Below are 18211 nucleotides of genomic sequence, written 5' to 3' on the forward strand. Positions count from 1 at the left end.
CAGCGCTGGTCGCGTCCGCATTTTATTTGTTGCTTTCGGGGGCGGAGGGCGCAACGCAAAGGTCGTTCTTCCGCTGGTGGATAGCCGTCGCGCCTGTTCGAGGGACTTCAAGAACTCGGGCGGGTCTTCCATGTCGCTGAAGTACTTTGGTCGCTCGGCTACCACTTTCGGCCTCCTGGAACGCGCGTCGTCTTCTCCGGCGACTTTGCTGGGGTGGCCTATCAGCGTTCTGAACCCACAAAATTCTCCAATGCCGTCAATGGGCGAACGGATCGGGAAAGTTCAGAATGCCCTTTGATTTTGCTTAGGGACTGAGCGGATTTCGATTCCGAGGGTCGGAGGTTCGAATCCTTCCGAGCGCGCCATTTAAGGCAAAGCCGTTGCGGGCTGGCGGCCGCAATCCGTACGGCCTCACGAGGCCAGGGCAGGCGATTCGCAGTGCGGTTACTGTTGTCAGTTCGCCGAAAGACCAGGTCTTCGCGCACGCGCGAGTGTTTCCGAAGGCGTTTCGTGGAAGGTTGCACGGTAGGCCGCGGCAAACTCGCCGAGATGGTGGAAACCATGGGCGCGCGCACACGTGGCGACCGAGGCGCCACCACTCCTGAGGAGCTGCATGCGGGTGGCCCACAGCCGCTTTAGGCGGATGTATTGGTGCAGGCTCATGCCGCGCACTTTGCTCACCGCGCCACTGAGCGTACGGACCGAGACGCCGAATTCACCGGCGAGATCGGCGGTATAGATCGGCGCGGTCGGATAGGCCGTGACGTAGTCGTCGACCTGCTGCACAAGTCGCGCAGATCGCGCGCCTGCGCTCGGCGCGCTGGGCTCCGACAATGGGTCAATCTGAAACAGATCGTCGAGGGCAAGCAGCAGGCCTTCCTGGAGATGCGCTGCGGCTTCGCTGGTCTCGAACATGTGCGGTTCGACCGATGCGGTCCTGAGAATGTCTTGCACGAGCTGCCGCGCGTAGAGATGAGCGGCGGAGTCCGCGATGCGGACCCACAATGAGTCAGCGCGATCGAACCAGCCGCGATCCCTGAGTGTCGGCGCGAACATGATCAGGGCATGATGATTGATCTGCGGTTCGACGAAATGGCAATGATGATTGCCGCGCAGGGCGATGAAGAAGCGCGAGTCGATCTCCATCCCGCTCGAACTGGCGCGCAGATCGTCGCTCATCGGCAGGATCACCATGCCGCCTGGTGCGCGATAGCTGGTCTCCAGGATGCGCGCAAACGACCTCGCGACGATGATCCGGCATGCCGGCAGGTTCACGATCGCTCGCGCAGCGGCGAAATTGGCGACGTCTAGGGGAATACTCCGGGCGTCTTCCAACGACTCAGCCGGTCGAAACGCGTCGACATCGGTAAACCTGATCAGTTGGAGGGCGGATGAAGGGGCGAGAGCGTCGAAGAACATGCGCCTGGCCGGATGTTGCAATGTGACAATGAAATGAACGTCGATACGTGGCTATCAATGGCGAAACACGACGATTCAGTAAACCCGGATTCTGGGCCGTAGGATTGCGGACCTCTCACGTCACGAAGCTGCCGAACCGATGCCACCGTTCAACGGTCGCGGCTCATCGGCTGACGGTCCTGAGATCAATGAAATGAGCCTCTTGACCTAGATCAGTTTGGGAATTGCTCCAAATCCGTGGACTTCGACGCCTGTATCATCTCGCAAGAGCGAAGGGGCCCGAGGGCCCTTCAAATCTTACCAGCGGCGATAGCCGTAATAGCCATAGTAGCGCGGGCCATAATAACGTGGGCCGTAATAGCGGGGCGGTCCGTAGTAGCCCGGACCATAACCGTAACCGTAACCGTAATAGTTCGGCCGCCACCAGCAACGTCCCCAGGCGTTGCAGACCATACGGACCTGCTCGACCTTGGAAACCTGCGGTGCTGCAGGGGCGGGCGCGACGGGCATGGCCGATGCGCTCGTCGACGATGCCACAAAAGCACCGAATACAGACGCGGCGACAAGGTCGATCTTAAGCTTCATGATGTCTTCCTCCGCTTACGCATTACAGAATATCGAAGTTGTTCGGATCAAATTGTGGCGGGATCGAAATGTAAGGCTGATGAACAAACCTTCAGCCAGTCCGCCGTGGTCCCGAAAGCATGGTCAGCCTGTCCCTGGTTGGCGCCGATCGCCAAGGGTGTTGGCATCGCCCTTGGACTTGATCCTGCGCAATTCGCACGCCCGGCTTCCTCCCTAGTCTGGTCGGGTGGCTCGTCTTTCGAGGAATTCGAAGCGCATTCGGATCGGCGCGTCCGCGCCGGTTGGAAGCAAGACGGCGGTTGTTTGGGAGCTGTGCAATGAACAAGATGAGGATCGACAAGGGCGACTGGCTGGTCGTGTGCGACGGACGCAAGGCGCTCATCCTGGAAAATCTCGGCGATGAGATGTTTCCGAACCTTCATACCAGGGAGGTTCGCGAGCAGGCCAACCCGTCGACGTCAGCGCAAGGGACCGACGCGCCCGGCAGGCTGCATGCGGCGGTGGGCGGCGCCCGCAGCTCGGCGGAGCAGACCGACTGGCACGATGAGGCCGAACGCACCTTCCTGCGAAGTCTCGCCGAACGTCTCGATACCGCGCTCAGCGCCGGAGAGACCTCGGCGCTGACCATGGTGGCCTCACCGCGCGCGCTGGGCATGATCCGCAGCGATTATTCGGACGCGGTGCGCAGGGCGCTCCGCGGCGAGGTCGGCAAGGACCTCGTCAAGCTGCCCGTCTACGAGATCGAGAAGCAGGTGCTGTTGTCGGGTGCCGCCGGCTAGGGCTCCTGCCCGCAAAAGGACGCCGCGGCGCCCCTCAGTAGCAGGGGTGCCGCCGTCGGTCCTGGCCGACATAGGCAGCCGCGCTCTGATAGCAGTGGTTGGTCGAGGGGCCGTCGTAAAAAGCGAAGGTGCCGGGGGTGATGCCCGGGCCGTAATTGTGCAGATAGCTGATCGGGTAAGGCAGCGGATTGGCGTAGTAGCGGTGATACACCCGCGCCTCCGCGAAGCCGGGGGCTAGGATTGCCGCCGACAGGGCGGCAACCGCGGCCAAAAGCGTCAACTTGCTCATCTCGATTCTCCGGAAACCCGCGAATTGGTCAGTCATCTATAGCGATTTCGGGACGCCGGGGCACCCGTCCGGAATGCGGAAATCAGGACTAATCCCGCAGATTCCCGGGTGGGTGTGACAGAAATGCCGGAAAGTGAGGTGTAAGGCTGCCCATTTTTGGCCTTTTCGAGATGCTTAACGAATTCCCCACACAAGTATGGCCAAAGAGAATCCGGTCAAAGAGTCCTGCTGTCGGCCACTTTGGGTTTCGTTGGGTGTCTTCGAGGCCGGTTCGTTCCTGCAAGGGTTTCGCCGTTACGCCGTCATGCGCATCACGCTCCTCAGCCTGCTGTTGCTCTTCGTCGCCGCCGCGCCTGCGCGGGCGGAGCTGCACATCACCCGCGACCATGGCGGCTATGTCGAGGAGTACAAAGCCAAGTACAAGCGCGTCCGCGACACCGGCGAGCGCGTGATCATCGATGGCATCTGCAACTCGGCCTGCACACTGGTGCTCGGCATTGTGCCGATGAACAAGATCTGTGTGACTCCGCGCGCGAGCCTTGGCTTCCACCAGGCCTATTACGACAAGGCCTTCACCTTCGGAATCAAGGTCACCAGCGCCGAAGGGACGTCCGACCTGATGTCCTACTACCCTGATACGGTGAAGGACTGGATCCGCCGCAACGGCGGGCTCACCACCGACATGAAGAAGATCAAGAACGGGGTCGAGCTCTGGAAGATCATCAATCCCTGTCCGGAAGAATGGTAATCGGCTGATCTGAGTCGCTGCCTCCGTCGCAGCGCAACATCGGAAATTCGCATTGCCGCACCGCCCTCCGCTCGGGCAATGAGGACGGCAATGAATCATAATCAAGATCATCTGGCCGCGAGGGCGGCGCCGGTGCTGTTCGTCCTGCTCTGGAGCACCGGCTTCATCGGCACCAAATACGTCGTGAACAGCGCCGATCCCTTGACCTATCTCGCCATCCGCATGGCGCTGGTGGTCGGTCTGATGGCGATCATCGCAGTCGTCGCCCGCCCGAAATGGCCGGATCGCAGCGGTATCGCCCATAGCGCCGTCGCCGGCATTCTCGTCCACGGCTTCTATCTCGGCGGCACCGCGATCGCGATCTCGCACTCAATCCCGGCAGGACTCTCCGCGCTCATTCCAGGCCTTCAGCCGATCCTGACATCGACCATTGCCAACCGGCGGCTCGGCGAGAAAGTGACGCCGGTGCAATGGGGCGGCCTGCTGCTTGGGCTCGGGGGCGTAGCGTTGATCCTGCACAATCGCCCCATGACCGGGGAGGCCGGGCTCGGCTGGCTCGCTTCGGTGGTCGCGCTGATCAGCATCACCCTCGGCACGCTCTATCAGCGCCGCTTCTGCAACCACATCGACTGGCGCGCCGGCAATCTCGTGCAATATGTCGCCGTCACGATCTTCTTCACCATCGGCGCCTTCCTGTTCGAGGACCGGGTCGTGCATTGGACGCGGGAGTTCGTGCTTGCGTTGGCCTGGCTTGCGGTCGCGCTCTCGATCGGTTCGATCGGCCTGTTGTACTGGTTGATCCGCCATGCCGCGGCAACGTCGGTCGCGAGCCTGTTCTATCTGGTGCCTGCGGTGACGGCGCTGATGGCCTATCTGCTGTTTGGGGAAAAGCTCGATGCCGTCGCAATCGCGGGCATGGCGCTGTGCGCGGCTGCGGTGTTTGTGGTCAACCGCCGTTTCGGCGCGTAGGCGGGCTTGCAGGAATACATCCCTGACGTGCAGGGTGCATCGTGTTAGGCTGATCGCATTTCAGCGGCCCTTTCACACGGTGATTTCCATGAAGAAGGCGAGACGCGCACTGCTCGGCAGGTCCATGAAGCCGGTCCGGATTGCCTGCATCAACTACGCCATGGCGACGCTCGACGACCGCGTGATGGACCAGCTCACCGCGGCACTGCAGAAGTGCTACGATGAGCATTTCCTGCCGGTGTGGGGCTATCCTGTCGATCTCTATGTCGCGCGCAAGCCGAAGGCGACCGACTGGCAGCTCGTCTATTTCGACGACGCCTCCCACGAGAACATGCTCGGGCGCCACGAGCTGACCCATCGTGGCCAGCCGATCTCGAAGATCTTCGTCAAGTCGCTGGGCGACGAGCCGGTCAGCATGGCGGCCTCGCACGAACTGTTCGAGATGGTGCTCGATCCCATGGCGAATCTCTGGGCCGACAAGAACCGCAACACCCAATACGCCTATGAAGTCTGCGACGCGGTGGAGGAGGACGCCTTCGTCGTCGGCGGTTTTCCGATGTCGAATTTCGTTTATCCGTCCTGGTTCGAACCCTTCAAACATCCCCGCGGCACCAAGTTCGACCACAAGGGAACGCTGAAGGCCCCGTTCTCGATGACCGAGGGCGGCTACGTCATCAAGAAAGTCAATGGCAGGAAGGTGATCAAGGCGTTCGGCTCACCTGCGAAGCGGCGCCGCTTCAACGCCGAAGACCGGCGCGGCCATCGCAGCGAGTTCCGCGACCCGAAGGGAAAGCACCACCCGGGCCGGCGTGCGTCAAAGCGTAGAGAGTAGGAGAAATCTCCGGGGCGCGCCCGCCCCGGACAGGTTCTCGAGCTGCGATCAGCGTTTGGCTTTCTTTTTCTTCTTGGTTGTCTTTTTCGCGGTTTTGTTGGCGGCCTTCTTCACGGATTTCTTGGCGGCTTTCTTCGACGACTTCTTTGCAGCCTTCTTTGACGACTTCTTGGCCTGCTTCTTGGAAGCCTTCTTTGCCTTCTTGGGCGCAGCTTTCTTCGCGACCTTCTTGGCGGCCTTCTTCACCTTCTTCACGGCCGTGACGGCGGCGTCCTTGGTCGCTTCGACGGCAGTGGTGATCGTCTCCATCGGCTGCTCGGTGATCGGCTTATCGTCGTCCATATCGTGTCCCCCACGGTTTGCATGGAGTGACGACGATAGCGGGTTTCATAATTGTGTCAAAGCAACGCTCAACCTTTGCGGATCCTTGCATAAGCAGCGAGCGCGCGCTCGCGTCCCCCGGCGTGATGACGATCGGGTGCGGATAGGTCCTGCCGAGAGCGTTGCCCGCATTCGCCAACTCGATCCGGCGTCGCATGCCAGGGCTGGTGATCGGGTGCAGGCGGCCTGATCCAAGCGAGGTCATCCCGGGATGGTTCGAAGGACCAGACCTCAGGTGCGCAATTGCGCACCGGGGGATCTCGAGATTCCGGGTTCGGTCCTGTGGACCGTCCCGGGAATGACGGTTGGCTATTTCGGCTGCGGCACGATCCGGATATAGGGCTTCGGCTCCTTCCAACCCTGCGGGTAGATCGTCTTGGCCTCGTCGTTGGAGACCGAGCCCGCGATGATGACGTCCTCGCCCTGCTTCCAGTCGGAAGGCGTCGCGACGCGATGCTTGGCAGTGAGCTGGAGCGAGTCGATGACGCGCAGGATTTCCTGGAAGTTCCGTCCCGTGGTCATCGGATAGACCAGCACCAGCTTGATCTTCTTGTCCGGCCCGATGATGAAGACGTTGCGGACGGTCTGGTTGTCGGCGGCCGTGCGAACGAGAGGATCACCTGAGATCGCGGCGGGCAGCATGCCATACAGCTTCGAGACGTTGTAATCGGTATCGCCGATCATTGGGTAGTTCGGGGCCGCGCCTTGAGTCTCCTTGATGTCTTCGGACCATTTGGCATGGCGGTCGACCGGATCGACGGAGAGGCCCATCAGCTTGACGCCGCGCTTGTCGAATTCCGGTTTCAACTTGGCGAGAGCGCCGAGCTCCGTCGTGCAAACAGGCGTGAAGTCTTTCGGGTGCGAAAACAAGAGGGCCCAGCTGTTGCCGATCCAGTCATGGAACTTGATTTTCCCTTCGGTGGTCTCGGCTTCGAAGTCGGGGGCGGTGGCGCCGATCGGAAGTGTCATGGTTTGACCTCATCACATTGAATTCGCTTGGGAATTGTTGTCTGGCCGTGAGGCCCAGTATAGGCACTTGGCCGCCTCAAGTGAACGGCAACTGAACTGCTTGAAGTAAAATGTGAATTCCTCCTCTGAAGGGCTGATTTCCGAGCACGTTTTTGTTACGGCGGCGCCGGCGGCGAAACATCTCCCCCCGGGGCTTCACGGTATCGATTGCCCCGATTATGCCTTTTATGACCCGCATCACGCCCGCCCGACGCTCTCCGGAACCGAAACGGTCCTCGCAGCGACTAATCGGCAACCATTGAGAAAAGTCGCGATCCCCATATCGAATCATTAACCACCCCTTTACGCCGGCATGAAAATGCTGGCGATCAGAAGAAATCTGGAAGTGAACTATGTCTGCCGCAGTGCCGAAGTCCGTCCAATCGCCGTCCCTCGAACCGTCCTGCCGCGATACCGCGGCCCATGCGCTCTCCATCGTGCGCGACGGCGTGATCACGGGCGAGGGCCCGACCACCAAGGGCAGGGTGCACTTTTCCCGCACCATCGACGCCGATGATGCCGCCTGGTGTGCCCGCATCCTGACCGCCACGGCTGTCAACGACCAGCCGGTCAGCCGCGCCGAGGCCGAGGCGCTGTTCGAGATCAACGAAGCCGCGACCGAGCGCGCCGATGGCGGCCGGTTCGATGATTTGCTGACCAAGGCCGTCGCCCATTATGCCGCGAGCGCCTCGGGCTTGAAAGTGCCGCCCCGCAATGTCGCGCTGGCGCAGGACACCGACATCGAGAGCTGGGCGCCGTCCTATGCCTCCAAGGTCAACAGCGAGATGCTGGAGTGGATCGCCGGCCAGATGCGCGGCAAGCGCCAGAACAACCGTCGTCTGATGGCGATGGTGGCGACTTTCCTCGGCGCCACCGCGCTGCCTCTGGCGGGCCAATTGCCCAATGTCTTCGACATCGGCATGTGATTCATCGCGCCTCTTCGAGGACGCGACGAAGCGGCGGGGTTATTTCCCCGCCGTTTTTTGTTTGCCGGCGTCCGGCTCCAGGCCCAGCGTGCGCCCGGGAAAACCGGCGGCGTCGAAATAGCGCTGACTGCCGACGCGCTGGAGGTTCAGCACGGTCTGTAGCCCGTTCTCGGAGGGCTTCGACTTCTCGACCGCCTTGAACGCCTTCGGCACGATGCCGTTGGGAAGGGCCTCCGACATCACCCGGCCGACCAGGCCGCCATTGTGGGAGCCGCGCAGGCCCAGGAGCTGGGCCGCCGTCATGCCGACGTCGGCATTGCTCACGGGCAGTTCGTCGACATAGCCGGTTTTGAAGTCCGGACCGATCGCGGCCATGAAGTTGTAGGTGTCGCCGCGGCTGAAGCTGCCATGCATGCCCTGGCCCTGGCGCAGCACGGTGTCGGCCACCTGCACCGAGCAGTTGGTCGGCGCCTCGCCGCATTCGCTGGCATAGGAGCGGAAATTGACGACGATCGCCGGGGTCGGCGTCGCCGCCTTGCCGCGCAGGTTGACGCTCGACAGCGGCAGGGTGCCGGGAATACGGCCGAGGGAGTCGTCGACGAACAGGCCGGAGACGTAGTCCTGCTCGAGCAGCGCCTTGACGGTCTTCGCCGCCAGCTTCTTGTCCTTGTTCGGCAGGTAGATCAGGTCCGAGCCGCCGTTGGTGGCCACGACGAGGTCGGGCTTCTGCGGATCCTTGCCGAGCACGCCGTTGCCGGCCTTCGGATGCTTGTTACCCTCGACCTTCGCGTTCTTGTCGTTGGGGTCGAACAGCGGCAGGTCGAGCGCCTTGGCCAGATCGAGGGCGACGAAGCCCATCGGCAGGAAGTCCTTCGGCGTGTCGTCATAGCTGACCTTGGCCGACGGGCTTGTCTTGCTTTCCTTGGAGATGGTCGAGAAGCCGTGGTCGGCCTGAATCATGATGTTGGTGTTGGCGGCGAGTCCGAGCTCGTCCAGCGCCTTGCGGATCTGGGCGAGGTTGTTGTCGACGTTCTTGATGCTCGCCATGGTGCTCGGGCCGTTGATGCCCGGCAGGATCTGGTTGAGGCTGTCGCCCTGGTTATGCTGGGTGCCGTCGGGATCGCGCGACCAGAACACCAGCACGAACGGCTTGTTGCGCGCCTTGAACATCGGCAGCACCACCTTGGTGGCGACGTCGGCGAAATAGGCCTGCTGCGCCACGTTGGCGACCGTCGTGCCGGGCGTCTTGGCGTCGCCGGCCTTGGCATTGTCGCCGCGCGATGGCGTGGCGAGGGGGAGGCCCGCCTTGGTCAGCGCGTCCTTCATCTCGTCCGAGAGCGCGACGCCGTTCTTGCCCCCGGTGGAGTCGTCGATCACGATCGAGTGCTGACCGGGCTTGTCGGGATGATCAGTATGGTCGAACTGGTAGACCGGGCCGACCTTGCCGATCGTCGCCGTGCTCAGGCCCTTGTCGCGGGCCATCTTCAAGACGGTGTCTTCGTTGAGATAGTTGCCCTTGAAATGCTCGTCGATGTCGCCGAGCACGGCATCGTTCTCGATGAAGGGGACCACGGTGTCGCCGGCGGGCACCGAGGTGTAGTTGGTCCAGATCGTGTTGGAGAACACGCCGGTGTCGCCGAGGTAGTGACCGGTCGACATCGCCGAGCCGTTGGCCATGGTGAAGGTCGGGAACAGCGAATGCGAGTTCTTGAAGTTGACGCCCTTGTCGCGGACCTCGGCCATGGCCGGTGCGGTTTCGGGCGTGATTTTCAGCGCGCGCAGCCCGTCGGGAATGAACAGGATCAAGTTGCGGGGCGTGTTGTTCTCAGCGGAGGCAAGATCGCTGAAAAGCCCGGTGGTCAGCATTGTCAGCCCGGCTGACAGCAACACCAGTGAACGTCGCATCAAAATCTCCTAGCGGTAAGGCGGCTCGGCCGCCGACCGCGGCCCGGCAATCGTTTAGTTTTGCTGCATGACGGTTTTGTTACAAGAGGAGATCGGCATGCAGAAGTGACGGGGAGGTGGGACGCCAACCACGGATTCGTCATTACAGCGGGTGGAGAGGCTCTCGTGTCCCGGACGCGCTGCAACGCGGAGCGTTGCTGCGCAGAGCCGGGATCCAGGAGGCCGCGGCGTTCGTTGATAGATTGGCCCCGGCTCTGCAGCGCATCACTTCGTGCTGCGCAGCGAGCGGAGCACGAGAGCGGAATTTCCAGCCACAACTGTTTCCACATCGTCATTGCGAGCGCAGCGGAGCAATCCAGAATCCCGCGGCGGAGAGACTCTGGATTGTTTCGCTGCGCTCGCGCAATGACGCGGGGGGCGGCAGCGGCGTCCCAGCCCATGAAACGCCTGAAATTCAGGGCGTTCCGCCGCACCCGGTTCCCCGTTAATTGCGTGCCTTAACCAATAATTAATTATACGTTTGCGGGCGGGTGACAGGGCGGCCTAGCGTGCAGTGGGGAGCCGTTTTCTGCGAAGCCAAACGAGTTGGTCCGTATCATGATGTCCAGATCATATGGGGCGTTGCTCGCCTCGCTCAGCGCAGCCGCGCTGCTCCTTAGCTCCAGCGACAGTTTTGCACGTCCGGGCGGCGTCGCGCCGCAAGGCGTGGTGACCGCAACCGCGCCGCCGGCTGCAGCACGCCCGCCGATGGCGCCGGGCGCGCGATTCCGCGCCCGCAGCAATCGCTTCCACAATCCCTGGGTCTACTGGCCCGGTGGCGGCGGGTTCTTTTACGACGGCGCGAACCATAGCGAGCCCTTCGTAGATGCCAGCCAGCCCGTCACCAGCGACGTTCGCTATACCTACACCTACGATGTCCCCTGGGACTGGGCGCATCGCTTCCCGCCGAACGTCGTGCCTTCCGACCGGCCCTACGTGTCGAGCTGCCCGACGGAGCAGGTGACTGTGCCCGGCCGTGGTGGTGGCGAGCACACCGTCAACATCATGCGCTGCTACTGAGCAGCGCACGGTATCTCACAGCTCGCTACAAAACGCCTGCCGCGGCTGCCTGGTCGCGGTCCGACTGTTTCCGCCTGACATTCGCGAGCTCGCGGCTGCAAGCGACAAATGCGTTCGTCCCCGGGCGCACCCCGAACTGGCCGCAGACATCCCGATCCTCATTGGCGATGGTGCGCGCGAGCTCCGCCTCGGCGGCCTCGCGTAGCGCCGGCGCGGACACCAGCGCGTGCACCCCCAGCGCCGTCGCAACGGCGAGCACCAACGCAGCCGCGATCCCGAGACGCTGCGTATCATCGGCCGTGTGCTGAGAGGCGCGGGCCCTGGTTCTGGCTTCGGTCATGAAATCCTCTCGAATGAAATTGACGGTCAAAAAACGATGTTCAGGCCGCCGGCAAAATCGGCGGATCCAATACGAATACACGCTGTGCCACAGCGGCGATATGAAGCAGGTTACATATTCCAGGCCGACACGGGCCTAATTCAAAATAGTCCTAGCCGAGTTCAAAGCTGGTTACGCCAAACACGTGGTCGAGCCGCAGTGACGGGACCGGTCCGGTGTACATTCGCGCCGTTTCGAACGTCGGCTTCAGGCCAAGGGATTCCGCAACCGCAACAGCATCGGGGTTCACCGCGGGAATGTCGAGCATGATCTCGTGGCTTCCGGGGACTGCCAGCAAAGCCTGCAGCACGGCCTCTGCCGCGGCGCGGTCATCGGCTACAAGCGGGCCGATTTTGCGGCCCGTTCTGCAGGGACGGATCACCCCCCACGCGGCAAGATTGCCCTCGCGCAGCAATGCGCGGCCAACGTGTCCGGGTGTATTGATCCAGGCGCGCAGGAAGGCCGCGCGCGGCGCGGGGAAGACGGTGGCATCGTAGGCTTGCACAAGCGCCAATGGGATCGTGTCGAGCGCAACAACTTCAGCGAGCGGCCTCGGCGGCGCTTCGACGATGCCGCCGTAGCGGACATTGGCGTAGGCGAGCTGAAAGCCGGACTTCTTGTAATTGTCTTGCTGTGCGACGACGCCGTCGAGCCCGATCACTCGGGCACCTGCATGCGCGATCGCGGCATTCCAGATGCGCAGGCCGTGGCCTCTGCCGCGAAAGCCTGCGCGCACGATGTAGAAGCCGAGAAAGGCGAAACGGTCATCGTAATTGACGCAGGAGACCGTCGCGACCGGCTCGCCGTCGATCTCGCCGACGAAGAAGCCTAGCGTATCCGGAATCGCGAAGCAGGCGGCATCGGCAAGGCCGGGATTCCAGCCCTCGGCCGCGGCCCAGTCGATCGCGATGGAGATCTCGTCGGGACGCAAATTGCGGATCTGCAAATCGCTCATGTCGCGGTGCCTCGTGGCAATGGACCTGCAGGCAAGTCTGGCGGTAGAAGCCCTGATGGCGAGCTGGGCCATAGCAGACTGAGCCTCGGCTCGCCGCAACGCTATCACAGGGATATCTGGTCATGGCAGCAGAGAAGGTCGCACTCGTCACTGCAGGCGGTAGCGGCATGGGGGCGGGGGCTGCGCGGCGGCTTGCGGCCGATGGCTTTCACGTCGCGATCCTGTCGTCTTCCGGCAAGGGCGAGGCGCTTGCGGCCGAACTCGGCGGGTTCGGCGTGACCGGCTCGAACAAGTCCAGTGACGATCTGAAGCGCCTCGTCGACGGCGCGCTTTCAAAATGGGGACGGATCGACGTGCTCGTCAACAGCGCTGGCCACGGTCCGCGCGCGGCGATCACCGAGATCACCGACGAGCAATGGCACACCGGCCTAGACACGTATTTGCTCAACGTGATTCGTCCGACCCGGCTGGTGACGCCGGTGATGGCCGCGCAGAGGGGCGGCGCCATCATCAACATCTCGACCGCCTGGGCGTTCGAGCCAAGCGCGATGTTTCCGACCTCGGCAGTGTTCCGTGCCGGCCTCGCGGCGTTCACCAAGATATTCACCGACACCCATGCGGCCGACAACATCCGCATGAACAATGTGCTGCCGGGCTGGATCGACAGCCTGCCGCAGACGGACGCGCGGCGCGATAGCGTGCCGCTGAAGCGCTATGGCAAGGTCGAGGAGATCGCCGCGACGATCTCGTTCCTGGCATCCGACGGCGCGGCCTACATCACCGGCCAGAACATCCGCGTCGACGGCGGGCTGACGCGCTCGGTCTGAGGCGTCGCGATCTGCGACGCGTTCTCGTTGTCTCATTGCCTTGTTGTGATGCGACACGATCCTGCATGGCGCGTCGCTGATCCGGCATGCTGCGTTGCCCATTGGTCACACCAGTCATTCGTTCGCACGACGGGGGCCGCACATTGCGTCACAGTCCCTGCGAACTTCGCCGCAACCCAAGACGCCGAGCGGTGTGTCGCCTATGGCTGGTTCGTGCCGAATACCACTTGGCCGTCGGCGCGTTCGGAAACGCGCGGCTCGAACGCTTGGGGCAAAGGAGACCAGAATGAGAAAGTTGTTGCTGGCGGCCGCAATGGTCGTTTTGGGCACCGCGTCGGTGCAGGCAGCCGACCTCGCGGCGCATTACACCAAGGCGCCGATGATGGCGGCGGCCTATAACTGGACAGGCTTTTACGTCGGCGGAAATATCGGCGGGCAATGGGGCAGTGCGAACCCGACGACATCGACCGTGTTCAGTCCGACCGGCTACTTCGCGGCCAGCAGCGTTCCGGCGATCGCCGCGGTCGGTGCCCAGCACGTCAACAGCTCCAGCCTGACAGGTGGATTCACCGCCGGCTACAACTGGCAGGTCAACCAGGCAGTGTTCGGCCTCGAAGGCGACATCAACTATTTCGGCTTCAAGGGCAGCGCGACCGGTTCGGCGCTCTATCCCTGTTGCGCGCCGACCAGCTTTACGGTGTCGTCATCGGCCTCGGCCGATTGGCTCGCCACCATCCGCGGTCGCATCGGATTCCTGGCGGCTCCGACCTGGCTGCTCTATGCCACCGGCGGTGCGGCAATTGCCGAGGTGAAGGGCAATTTCAATTTCACGGATACGTTCGCAGCGGCGACGGAATCCGCGGCAATTCGCGATACCCGCGTCGGCTGGACGGCCGGCGTCGGCACCGAATACGCATTCGGCGGCGGCTGGTCGTTCAAGGCCGAGTATCTCTATGTTGATCTCGGCCGTGCTAGCGCGACCAGCACCAATCTGGCCGCGTTCGTGCCGGCCGTCGCATTCCCCTCCAACGTGTACACCCACTCGGTCGACATCAAGTCGAACATCGTGCGGGTCGGCGTGAACTACAAGTTCGGCGGACCGGTCGTCGCCCGATACTGATCGCCATCCTCGCGTGGAAAGCCCCAGGCTCGGCCGGGGCTTTCTGTAACTCAGCTGCGGGCCGTCATGAGATGCGCCAGCGCCGGCAAGATCTTGTAGCGGGCGATCTCATGCGGATAGTCGCCGCGATTGGCGAGCAGCACGATGCCGATCCGGCGCGATGGCACCAGGCCGATATAGCCGGAGACGTTGTTGAGGCCGCCGGGCTTGTCGACGACGGTGACATCGGGCAGGTGAACGGTCTCCCAAGCCATGGCTTGTCCAAATGTGGCCTGACCGAAATTCAGGTCGGTGCGAAAGCTCTCGCGTTGTGTCATCCGCAGCGCCTCGCGCAATTGCGGGTCGATTGTGCGGCCGTCGACGCAGGCGGCCGCGAATGTCGAGAGGTCGCGCACGGACGAGAACATCTGGCCGGTGCCGGGGAAGTCGAAATAGCTCTGCTGGTTGCCAACAGGGCCGATCGCACGACCCTGGTCGGAATAGCCCTGGGCGACGCGCCGCAGCACGGCCTGGTCCATGATCGCGCGGCTGTCCGGCCCGCGTTCCGGAATCGATGTGGCATGCATGCCGAGTGGCGCGAGAATACGGCTATTGATCAGTCTTGAAATCGGCGTGCGATAGCAGCGCTCGAGCACGAGCTGAAGCAGCACGTAACCGGCATGACTGTAGATGCGCTGCCTGCCGGGCGCGACGCCGGCGGGCGGCGCGAAGGCGTTGAGCATGTCGATGAATTGCGCCTGCGAGTAGGACTCGTTCGGCCAGGGCGGGTGATCCGTCGGCAGCAGCAGTCCCGAGGTGTGCGTGGCGAGCTCGCCGACGGTGACCTTGCGAATATAGTCACCGTTCAGCCCCGGCAGATATTTCGGCAGGGGATCGTCGTGCCGCAGCTCGCCGCGGAGCGCGCCAAGTGCCACCAACGTCGCCTCGAACGGTTTCCTCAACGAGGCGAGATTGAACAGGGTGTCCGGCGTCACCCGCCGTTTGGTGGCGCTGTCCGCAAAACCGTAGCTGAAGAATTCGACATGGCGACCGGCATAGAGTGCGGCAGCGAGGCCGCCCGGCTGGTCCGGTGTCACTGTAGGTGCGAGCTCGGCGGCGACGATGTCGCGAACCTGTGCGATCATGTCGGAGTCCGCCGAGGCGGGTCTCGGCCTGGCAAGTGCTGCCGCAAAGGGAACAAGAGCGGCGCGGGCGAGGGCTCGCCGGGTGATTTGCGGTGAGAAGACAACAGGCGGCACGGGCTCTGACTGATCATGCGATGCGCCCCCGGTGGCATTCTAGCGGGGATGGGCGGGCGTCAAATTCACGATTGCGCGTGCGGACGGTCCCCGAAAAATACTTAGCTCATAAGCTAACAATTGTTGACGCCGGATCGTGATCCGCTCTATAGTTAGCTTCATGGCTAACCAATTGTCCCAGCTCGACCAGGTTTTCGCAGCGCTTGCCGATCCGACGCGGCGGGCGATCGTGATGCGGCTGTGCGCCGGCGAGGCCTCGGTCGGCGAGCTCGCAGATCCCTTCGACATGGCTCTGCCGAGCTTCATGAAGCACATTCACGTGCTGGAGCAGAGCGGGCTCTTGCAATCGGAGAAATCGGGCCGCGTGCGCACCTGTCGCCTGAGCCCGGACGCGCTCCTCAGCGCAGAAGACTGGTTCCAGCACCAGCGCGCGATCTGGGAGGCGCGGCTCGACCGCTTCGAGGCTTATGTGATGAAGCTCAAGAAGGAGAGGGCCGCTGCCAAGCGACCGTCCAAATCGGCAGAGAAGACCACCAACAAGCCAAGCAAACGGAAAGGTACTGAGTGATGACAAATGCTGCCCTGTCGCAATGGTCGATGGACCGCGAGATAGTAATGTCGCGCGTGATCGACGCGCCGCGCGATCTGGTTTTCGAAGCATGGTCCGATCCGAAGCACCTGCCGCAATGGTTCGGTCCGAAGGGATTCAAGATCGAGACCTTCGAGATCGACGTGCGCGTCGGCGGCGTCTGGCGCTTCAACATGATCGGCCCCGACGGCACGGTATATCCGAATCGCATGCGCTTCCGCCGCATCGAGCGGCCGCACCTGATGGAGATGGACCATGGCGCCGACCAGGACGAGGACCCCGGCATGTTCCGCTTCACCATCACTTTTGCCGAGCAGAGCAACGGCAAGACCGTGCTGATGATGCGGCAGCTCGCATCCAGCACCGAGCAGCGCGACGGCATGATCGGCTTCGGCGCCGTCGAATACGGCTACCAGACGCTGGACAAGCTCGCGGCCTATGTGACGGCGATGAAGAGGTGAGGTGAGCGTCGACAGCTCGTCGCGGAGGCGGCGCCGGCGGGAGGAGGATCTCGCCGGCGCCACCCTCGCGCGCATCCCTGCAGGGAGCGCCGACCGGTCTTCGCTAACGGCGCACGTTGCCGCTGGACGGTGGCGTCATCTCATTGCGCATGCCGGGAGCACTTGAGGCGCGGTGTCCGCCGCGCTCGACATGCGGAGAACCGCGGCTCCCGCCCTGCGTTCCTGCTGCCGAGGAGCTGTTTGAGCTTCTGCTATCGCAGGATAACGCCGGAACACGTGCGGTTGGTCGCAACTCCCGCCGCAAATCGGACTGGTCAAATTAGGAACGATCATCGGGAGGAGGCGGTTGCGGCAACCGACCACCGGTGCGCAGAAGCGCCGGTGGTCCTTCATGCCCACGGCGTGGCGACGCGCCCACGTCCGACAGGAACGATAGGATCGCTCCGGCTTTGGCCATCATGACGCACATTATCTTCAGCGACTATCGCAACCCCGCCGCGGAGCAGGCCTACGAGATCGCCTGGGACTTTCTCGCGCGGACCGGCGCCATTCGCGATGAATTCGAGGCCTGCGTGTTCCTGGCGCAACGCATCACGATGATGGTGGAAGAAGGCCAGAGCCACCGCATCCGGATGGCCAATCGGGCCATCTCCGAATATCAGCGACATGTGGACGAGTCCGACGATCTCATCCGGAGCGGCGGCCGCCGCGCTGGAGGGCAGTGAGCGCAGACCGGAGGCGCCCGGTTGCGGCGCCGTCTGCGAATTATGACAGTGCCGTCACGCAGATTTTTATCGCGTCGTGCTGCTGAATTATGACAGAATTACTACCGTTGGATGTCAAGATGACTACAGCGGAGTTCATCATGTTGCAGTGGCAGGCACGGTCAAATCCCCTCGCATGGTGGTGGGGGTCCCTGACGCTGGTCAGCGCTGCCAACATTCTCGTCTGGTTCATGCTCTACCGCGAGTTCTATCCGAGCGTGGCCGGCAGCGTCGGCGGCGGCTCGGATATCGGCCTGATGTTCCTGCTCTGCGCGGCCTACGTGTTCGGCTGCGCCTTCCGCTCGGTGCTGCCGCGCGCCGACGTGCAGCGCATCTGCCTGTTCGACACCTGGCTGTCGAGCGTGTTCGTCGGCCGCACGGTTGCGACCATCGCCGAGGTCTGCTTCGCCGCGCAATGGGCGATCATCCTGCATCAGCTGGGCAAGATGACCGGCGCGGAGACCGCGGTGAATATCGCGCTCGTGATCGTGCCTGTTATCATCATCGCCGAGTGCTTCTCCTGGTATGCGGTGGTGACGACCAACTTCCTCTACAACGCGATCGAGAACTCTCTGTGGGCCGTGACCTTCTCCCTTGCCGGCATAGCGCTGTGCCGGTTGATGCCGGAATTCCAGGGCGTGGTGCGCTGGGCACTGATGTCAGGCATCGTCGGCATCGCCTGCTTCCTCGCTTTCCTCGTCACCGTCGATGTGCCGATGTATCTCAGCCGCTGGCGAGCAGGGCATGAAGAAGGCAACAGGCTGCTCGGCTTCCTCGAAGGCCTGCATGATGTCTCGACGCGATGGGTGGTGACCCACGACATCGCGCATTGGAAGGGCGAGCTGACCTGGATGTTCCTGTATTTCAGCGCCGCCGTCTGGTCGAGCCTCGCGCTCTGCGCGCTCTACGCCATGGAAGGCTATCTCACGCGCTATCTCGCCTGAGCTTCTTTTGACGCGTTTTCTTGACGCGAACCGG

21 protein-coding genes and 1 pseudogene are annotated in these 18211 nt (G+C 62.8%); 12 read left to right on the forward strand and 10 right to left on the reverse strand.

Annotated features, from left to right (window positions below):
• Positions 1-453: 453 nt before the first annotated feature.
• Both BM374_RS17655 and BM374_RS17660 read right to left on the reverse strand, forming a co-directional pair.
• Entirely contained in the window at positions 454-1419 is a 966-nt protein-coding gene (locus tag BM374_RS17655; protein WP_092294314.1) for an AraC family transcriptional regulator, read from the reverse strand.
• Between the two features lie 297 nt (positions 1420-1716).
• Complete coding sequence (locus BM374_RS17660; protein ID WP_092294316.1) at positions 1717-2004, reverse strand: hypothetical protein; 288 nt, start codon at positions 2002-2004, stop codon at positions 1717-1719.
• Positions 2005-2321: 317 nt separating this feature from the next.
• On the opposite strand from BM374_RS17660, the gene BM374_RS17665 reads away from it, so the two are divergent.
• Positions 2322-2783 carry a host attachment protein gene (locus BM374_RS17665; RefSeq protein ID WP_092294318.1) on the forward strand — a complete coding sequence of 154 codons (462 nt, stop codon included), beginning with the start codon at positions 2322-2324 and terminating at the stop codon, positions 2781-2783.
• Positions 2784-2817: 34 nt separating this feature from the next.
• Here the strand turns inward: BM374_RS17665 and BM374_RS17670 are convergent, their stop codons facing one another.
• Positions 2818-3072 carry a hypothetical protein gene (locus tag BM374_RS17670; RefSeq protein WP_092294984.1) on the reverse strand — a complete coding sequence of 85 codons (255 nt, stop codon included), beginning with the start codon at positions 3070-3072 and terminating at the stop codon, positions 2818-2820.
• A gap of 304 nt (positions 3073-3376) precedes the next feature.
• Here BM374_RS17670 and BM374_RS17675 point away from each other — a divergent pair, with 304 nt between their 5' ends.
• The 3 genes from BM374_RS17675 to BM374_RS17685 all read left to right on the forward strand — a co-directional run bounded on the left by BM374_RS17675 (position 3377) and on the right by BM374_RS17685 (position 5621).
• Positions 3377-3820 carry a hypothetical protein gene (locus tag BM374_RS17675; RefSeq protein WP_092294986.1) on the forward strand — a complete coding sequence of 148 codons (444 nt, stop codon included), beginning with the start codon at positions 3377-3379 and terminating at the stop codon, positions 3818-3820.
• Positions 3821-3910: 90 nt separating this feature from the next.
• Positions 3911-4789 carry a DMT family transporter gene (locus BM374_RS17680; RefSeq protein WP_092294320.1) on the forward strand — a complete coding sequence of 293 codons (879 nt, stop codon included), beginning with the start codon at positions 3911-3913 and terminating at the stop codon, positions 4787-4789.
• An 88-nt stretch (positions 4790-4877) separates the two neighbouring features.
• Positions 4878-5621 (forward strand): hypothetical protein, encoded by a 744-nt coding sequence (locus BM374_RS17685; RefSeq protein WP_177248374.1) that lies wholly within the window; start codon positions 4878-4880, stop codon positions 5619-5621.
• A gap of 48 nt (positions 5622-5669) precedes the next feature.
• Here the strand turns inward: BM374_RS17685 and BM374_RS17690 are convergent, their stop codons facing one another.
• The 3 genes and pseudogenes from BM374_RS17690 to BM374_RS17695 all read right to left on the reverse strand — a co-directional run bounded on the left by BM374_RS17690 (position 5670) and on the right by BM374_RS17695 (position 6971).
• The gene (locus BM374_RS17690) at positions 5670-5963 is read right to left on the reverse strand and encodes a histone (RefSeq protein WP_092294324.1); all 294 of its coding nucleotides are present in this window, start codon (positions 5961-5963) and stop codon (positions 5670-5672) included.
• A gap of 68 nt (positions 5964-6031) precedes the next feature.
• Positions 6032-6172 (reverse strand): annotated as a pseudogene (locus tag BM374_RS39415) (FAD-binding domain-containing protein); the annotation flags it as partial.
• A 139-nt stretch (positions 6173-6311) separates the two neighbouring features.
• Positions 6312-6971, reverse strand: coding sequence for a peroxiredoxin (locus BM374_RS17695; protein ID WP_092294326.1), 660 nt, complete (start codon positions 6969-6971; stop codon positions 6312-6314).
• A 392-nt stretch (positions 6972-7363) separates the two neighbouring features.
• Between BM374_RS17695 and BM374_RS17700 the strand changes: the two genes are divergently transcribed.
• On the forward strand, positions 7364-7936 hold the full coding sequence (locus tag BM374_RS17700) for a hypothetical protein (protein WP_092294328.1): 573 nt from the start codon (positions 7364-7366) through the stop codon (positions 7934-7936).
• Between the two features lie 39 nt (positions 7937-7975).
• Here BM374_RS17700 and BM374_RS17705 read toward each other — a convergent pair whose 3' ends face one another.
• Positions 7976-9841, reverse strand: coding sequence for an alkaline phosphatase family protein (locus BM374_RS17705; protein WP_092294330.1), 1866 nt, complete (start codon positions 9839-9841; stop codon positions 7976-7978).
• Between the two features lie 597 nt (positions 9842-10438).
• Here BM374_RS17705 and BM374_RS17710 point away from each other — a divergent pair.
• On the forward strand, positions 10439-10900 hold the full coding sequence (locus BM374_RS17710; RefSeq protein ID WP_092294332.1) for a hypothetical protein: 462 nt from the start codon (positions 10439-10441) through the stop codon (positions 10898-10900).
• A gap of 25 nt (positions 10901-10925) precedes the next feature.
• On the opposite strand, the gene BM374_RS17715 is transcribed toward BM374_RS17710, so the two are convergent.
• On the reverse strand, positions 10926-11240 hold the full coding sequence (locus BM374_RS17715) for a hypothetical protein (RefSeq protein ID WP_143270212.1): 315 nt from the start codon (positions 11238-11240) through the stop codon (positions 10926-10928).
• A gap of 151 nt (positions 11241-11391) precedes the next feature.
• Positions 11392-12234, reverse strand: coding sequence for a GNAT family N-acetyltransferase (locus tag BM374_RS17720; RefSeq protein ID WP_092294336.1), 843 nt, complete (start codon positions 12232-12234; stop codon positions 11392-11394).
• 122 nt (positions 12235-12356) lie between these two features.
• Between BM374_RS17720 and BM374_RS17725 the strand changes: the two genes are divergently transcribed.
• Together BM374_RS17725 and BM374_RS17730 are read left to right on the forward strand one after the other, a co-directional pair.
• Positions 12357-13061, forward strand: coding sequence for an SDR family oxidoreductase (locus BM374_RS17725; protein WP_092294338.1), 705 nt, complete (start codon positions 12357-12359; stop codon positions 13059-13061).
• Positions 13062-13347: 286 nt separating this feature from the next.
• On the forward strand, positions 13348-14181 hold the full coding sequence (locus tag BM374_RS17730) for an outer membrane protein (RefSeq protein ID WP_092294340.1): 834 nt from the start codon (positions 13348-13350) through the stop codon (positions 14179-14181).
• Positions 14182-14231: 50 nt separating this feature from the next.
• On the opposite strand, the gene BM374_RS17735 is transcribed toward BM374_RS17730, so the two are convergent.
• Complete coding sequence (locus BM374_RS17735; protein WP_092294342.1) at positions 14232-15305, reverse strand: serine hydrolase; 1074 nt, start codon at positions 15303-15305, stop codon at positions 14232-14234.
• Positions 15306-15579: 274 nt separating this feature from the next.
• Here BM374_RS17735 and BM374_RS17740 point away from each other — a divergent pair, with 274 nt between their 5' ends.
• The 4 genes from BM374_RS17740 (at position 15580) to BM374_RS17755 (ending at position 18177) form a co-directional block, all read left to right on the forward strand.
• Positions 15580-15987 (forward strand): ArsR/SmtB family transcription factor, encoded by a 408-nt coding sequence (locus BM374_RS17740; RefSeq protein WP_092294344.1) that lies wholly within the window; start codon positions 15580-15582, stop codon positions 15985-15987.
• Positions 15987-16469, forward strand: a complete 483-nt coding sequence (locus tag BM374_RS17745) for an SRPBCC family protein (protein WP_177248375.1) — start codon at positions 15987-15989, stop codon at positions 16467-16469. Before BM374_RS17740 ends, BM374_RS17745 begins: the two co-directional genes overlap by 1 nt.
• Positions 16470-16927: 458 nt before the next feature.
• A complete protein-coding gene (locus tag BM374_RS17750) occupies positions 16928-17194 on the forward strand; it encodes a hypothetical protein (protein ID WP_092294988.1) in 267 nt (88 codons plus the stop codon).
• Between the two features lie 140 nt (positions 17195-17334).
• Positions 17335-18177 carry a hypothetical protein gene (locus BM374_RS17755; protein ID WP_092294991.1) on the forward strand — a complete coding sequence of 281 codons (843 nt, stop codon included), beginning with the start codon at positions 17335-17337 and terminating at the stop codon, positions 18175-18177.
• The last annotated feature ends 34 nt before the right edge of the window (positions 18178-18211 follow it).

It is taken from the genome of Bradyrhizobium sp. Ghvi (genome assembly GCF_900115265.1).
Lineage (GTDB): Bacteria > Pseudomonadota > Alphaproteobacteria > Rhizobiales > Xanthobacteraceae > Bradyrhizobium.

What these genes read in the sequence shown, in the direction of transcription:
- BM374_RS17725 (WP_092294338.1), top strand. Translation starts at nt 12,357, where the DNA reads ATGGCAGCAGAGAAGGTCGCACTCGTCACTGCAGGCGGTAGCGGCATG.
- BM374_RS17695 (WP_092294326.1), bottom strand. Translation starts at nt 6,971, where the DNA reads ATGACACTTCCGATCGGCGCCACCGCCCCCGACTTCGAAGCCGAGACC.
- BM374_RS17730 (WP_092294340.1), top strand. Translation starts at nt 13,348, where the DNA reads ATGAGAAAGTTGTTGCTGGCGGCCGCAATGGTCGTTTTGGGCACCGCG.
- BM374_RS17750 (WP_092294988.1), top strand. Translation starts at nt 16,928, where the DNA reads ATGACGCACATTATCTTCAGCGACTATCGCAACCCCGCCGCGGAGCAG.
- BM374_RS17735 (WP_092294342.1), bottom strand. Translation starts at nt 15,305, where the DNA reads ATGATCGCACAGGTTCGCGACATCGTCGCCGCCGAGCTCGCACCTACA.
- BM374_RS17655 (WP_092294314.1), bottom strand. Translation starts at nt 1,419, where the DNA reads ATGTTCTTCGACGCTCTCGCCCCTTCATCCGCCCTCCAACTGATCAGG.
- BM374_RS17705 (WP_092294330.1), bottom strand. Translation starts at nt 9,841, where the DNA reads ATGCGACGTTCACTGGTGTTGCTGTCAGCCGGGCTGACAATGCTGACC.
- BM374_RS17685 (WP_177248374.1), top strand. Translation starts at nt 4,878, where the DNA reads ATGAAGAAGGCGAGACGCGCACTGCTCGGCAGGTCCATGAAGCCGGTC.
- BM374_RS17690 (WP_092294324.1), bottom strand. Translation starts at nt 5,963, where the DNA reads ATGGACGACGATAAGCCGATCACCGAGCAGCCGATGGAGACGATCACC.
- BM374_RS17710 (WP_092294332.1), top strand. Translation starts at nt 10,439, where the DNA reads ATGATGTCCAGATCATATGGGGCGTTGCTCGCCTCGCTCAGCGCAGCC.
- BM374_RS17745 (WP_177248375.1), top strand. Translation starts at nt 15,987, where the DNA reads ATGACAAATGCTGCCCTGTCGCAATGGTCGATGGACCGCGAGATAGTA.
- BM374_RS17755 (WP_092294991.1), top strand. Translation starts at nt 17,335, where the DNA reads ATGTTGCAGTGGCAGGCACGGTCAAATCCCCTCGCATGGTGGTGGGGG.
- BM374_RS17675 (WP_092294986.1), top strand. Translation starts at nt 3,377, where the DNA reads ATGCGCATCACGCTCCTCAGCCTGCTGTTGCTCTTCGTCGCCGCCGCG.
- BM374_RS17720 (WP_092294336.1), bottom strand. Translation starts at nt 12,234, where the DNA reads ATGAGCGATTTGCAGATCCGCAATTTGCGTCCCGACGAGATCTCCATC.
- BM374_RS17740 (WP_092294344.1), top strand. Translation starts at nt 15,580, where the DNA reads ATGGCTAACCAATTGTCCCAGCTCGACCAGGTTTTCGCAGCGCTTGCC.
- BM374_RS17715 (WP_143270212.1), bottom strand. Translation starts at nt 11,240, where the DNA reads ATGACCGAAGCCAGAACCAGGGCCCGCGCCTCTCAGCACACGGCCGAT.
- BM374_RS17680 (WP_092294320.1), top strand. Translation starts at nt 3,911, where the DNA reads ATGAATCATAATCAAGATCATCTGGCCGCGAGGGCGGCGCCGGTGCTG.
- BM374_RS17665 (WP_092294318.1), top strand. Translation starts at nt 2,322, where the DNA reads ATGAACAAGATGAGGATCGACAAGGGCGACTGGCTGGTCGTGTGCGAC.
- BM374_RS17660 (WP_092294316.1), bottom strand. Translation starts at nt 2,004, where the DNA reads ATGAAGCTTAAGATCGACCTTGTCGCCGCGTCTGTATTCGGTGCTTTT.
- BM374_RS17670 (WP_092294984.1), bottom strand. Translation starts at nt 3,072, where the DNA reads ATGAGCAAGTTGACGCTTTTGGCCGCGGTTGCCGCCCTGTCGGCGGCA.
- BM374_RS17700 (WP_092294328.1), top strand. Translation starts at nt 7,364, where the DNA reads ATGTCTGCCGCAGTGCCGAAGTCCGTCCAATCGCCGTCCCTCGAACCG.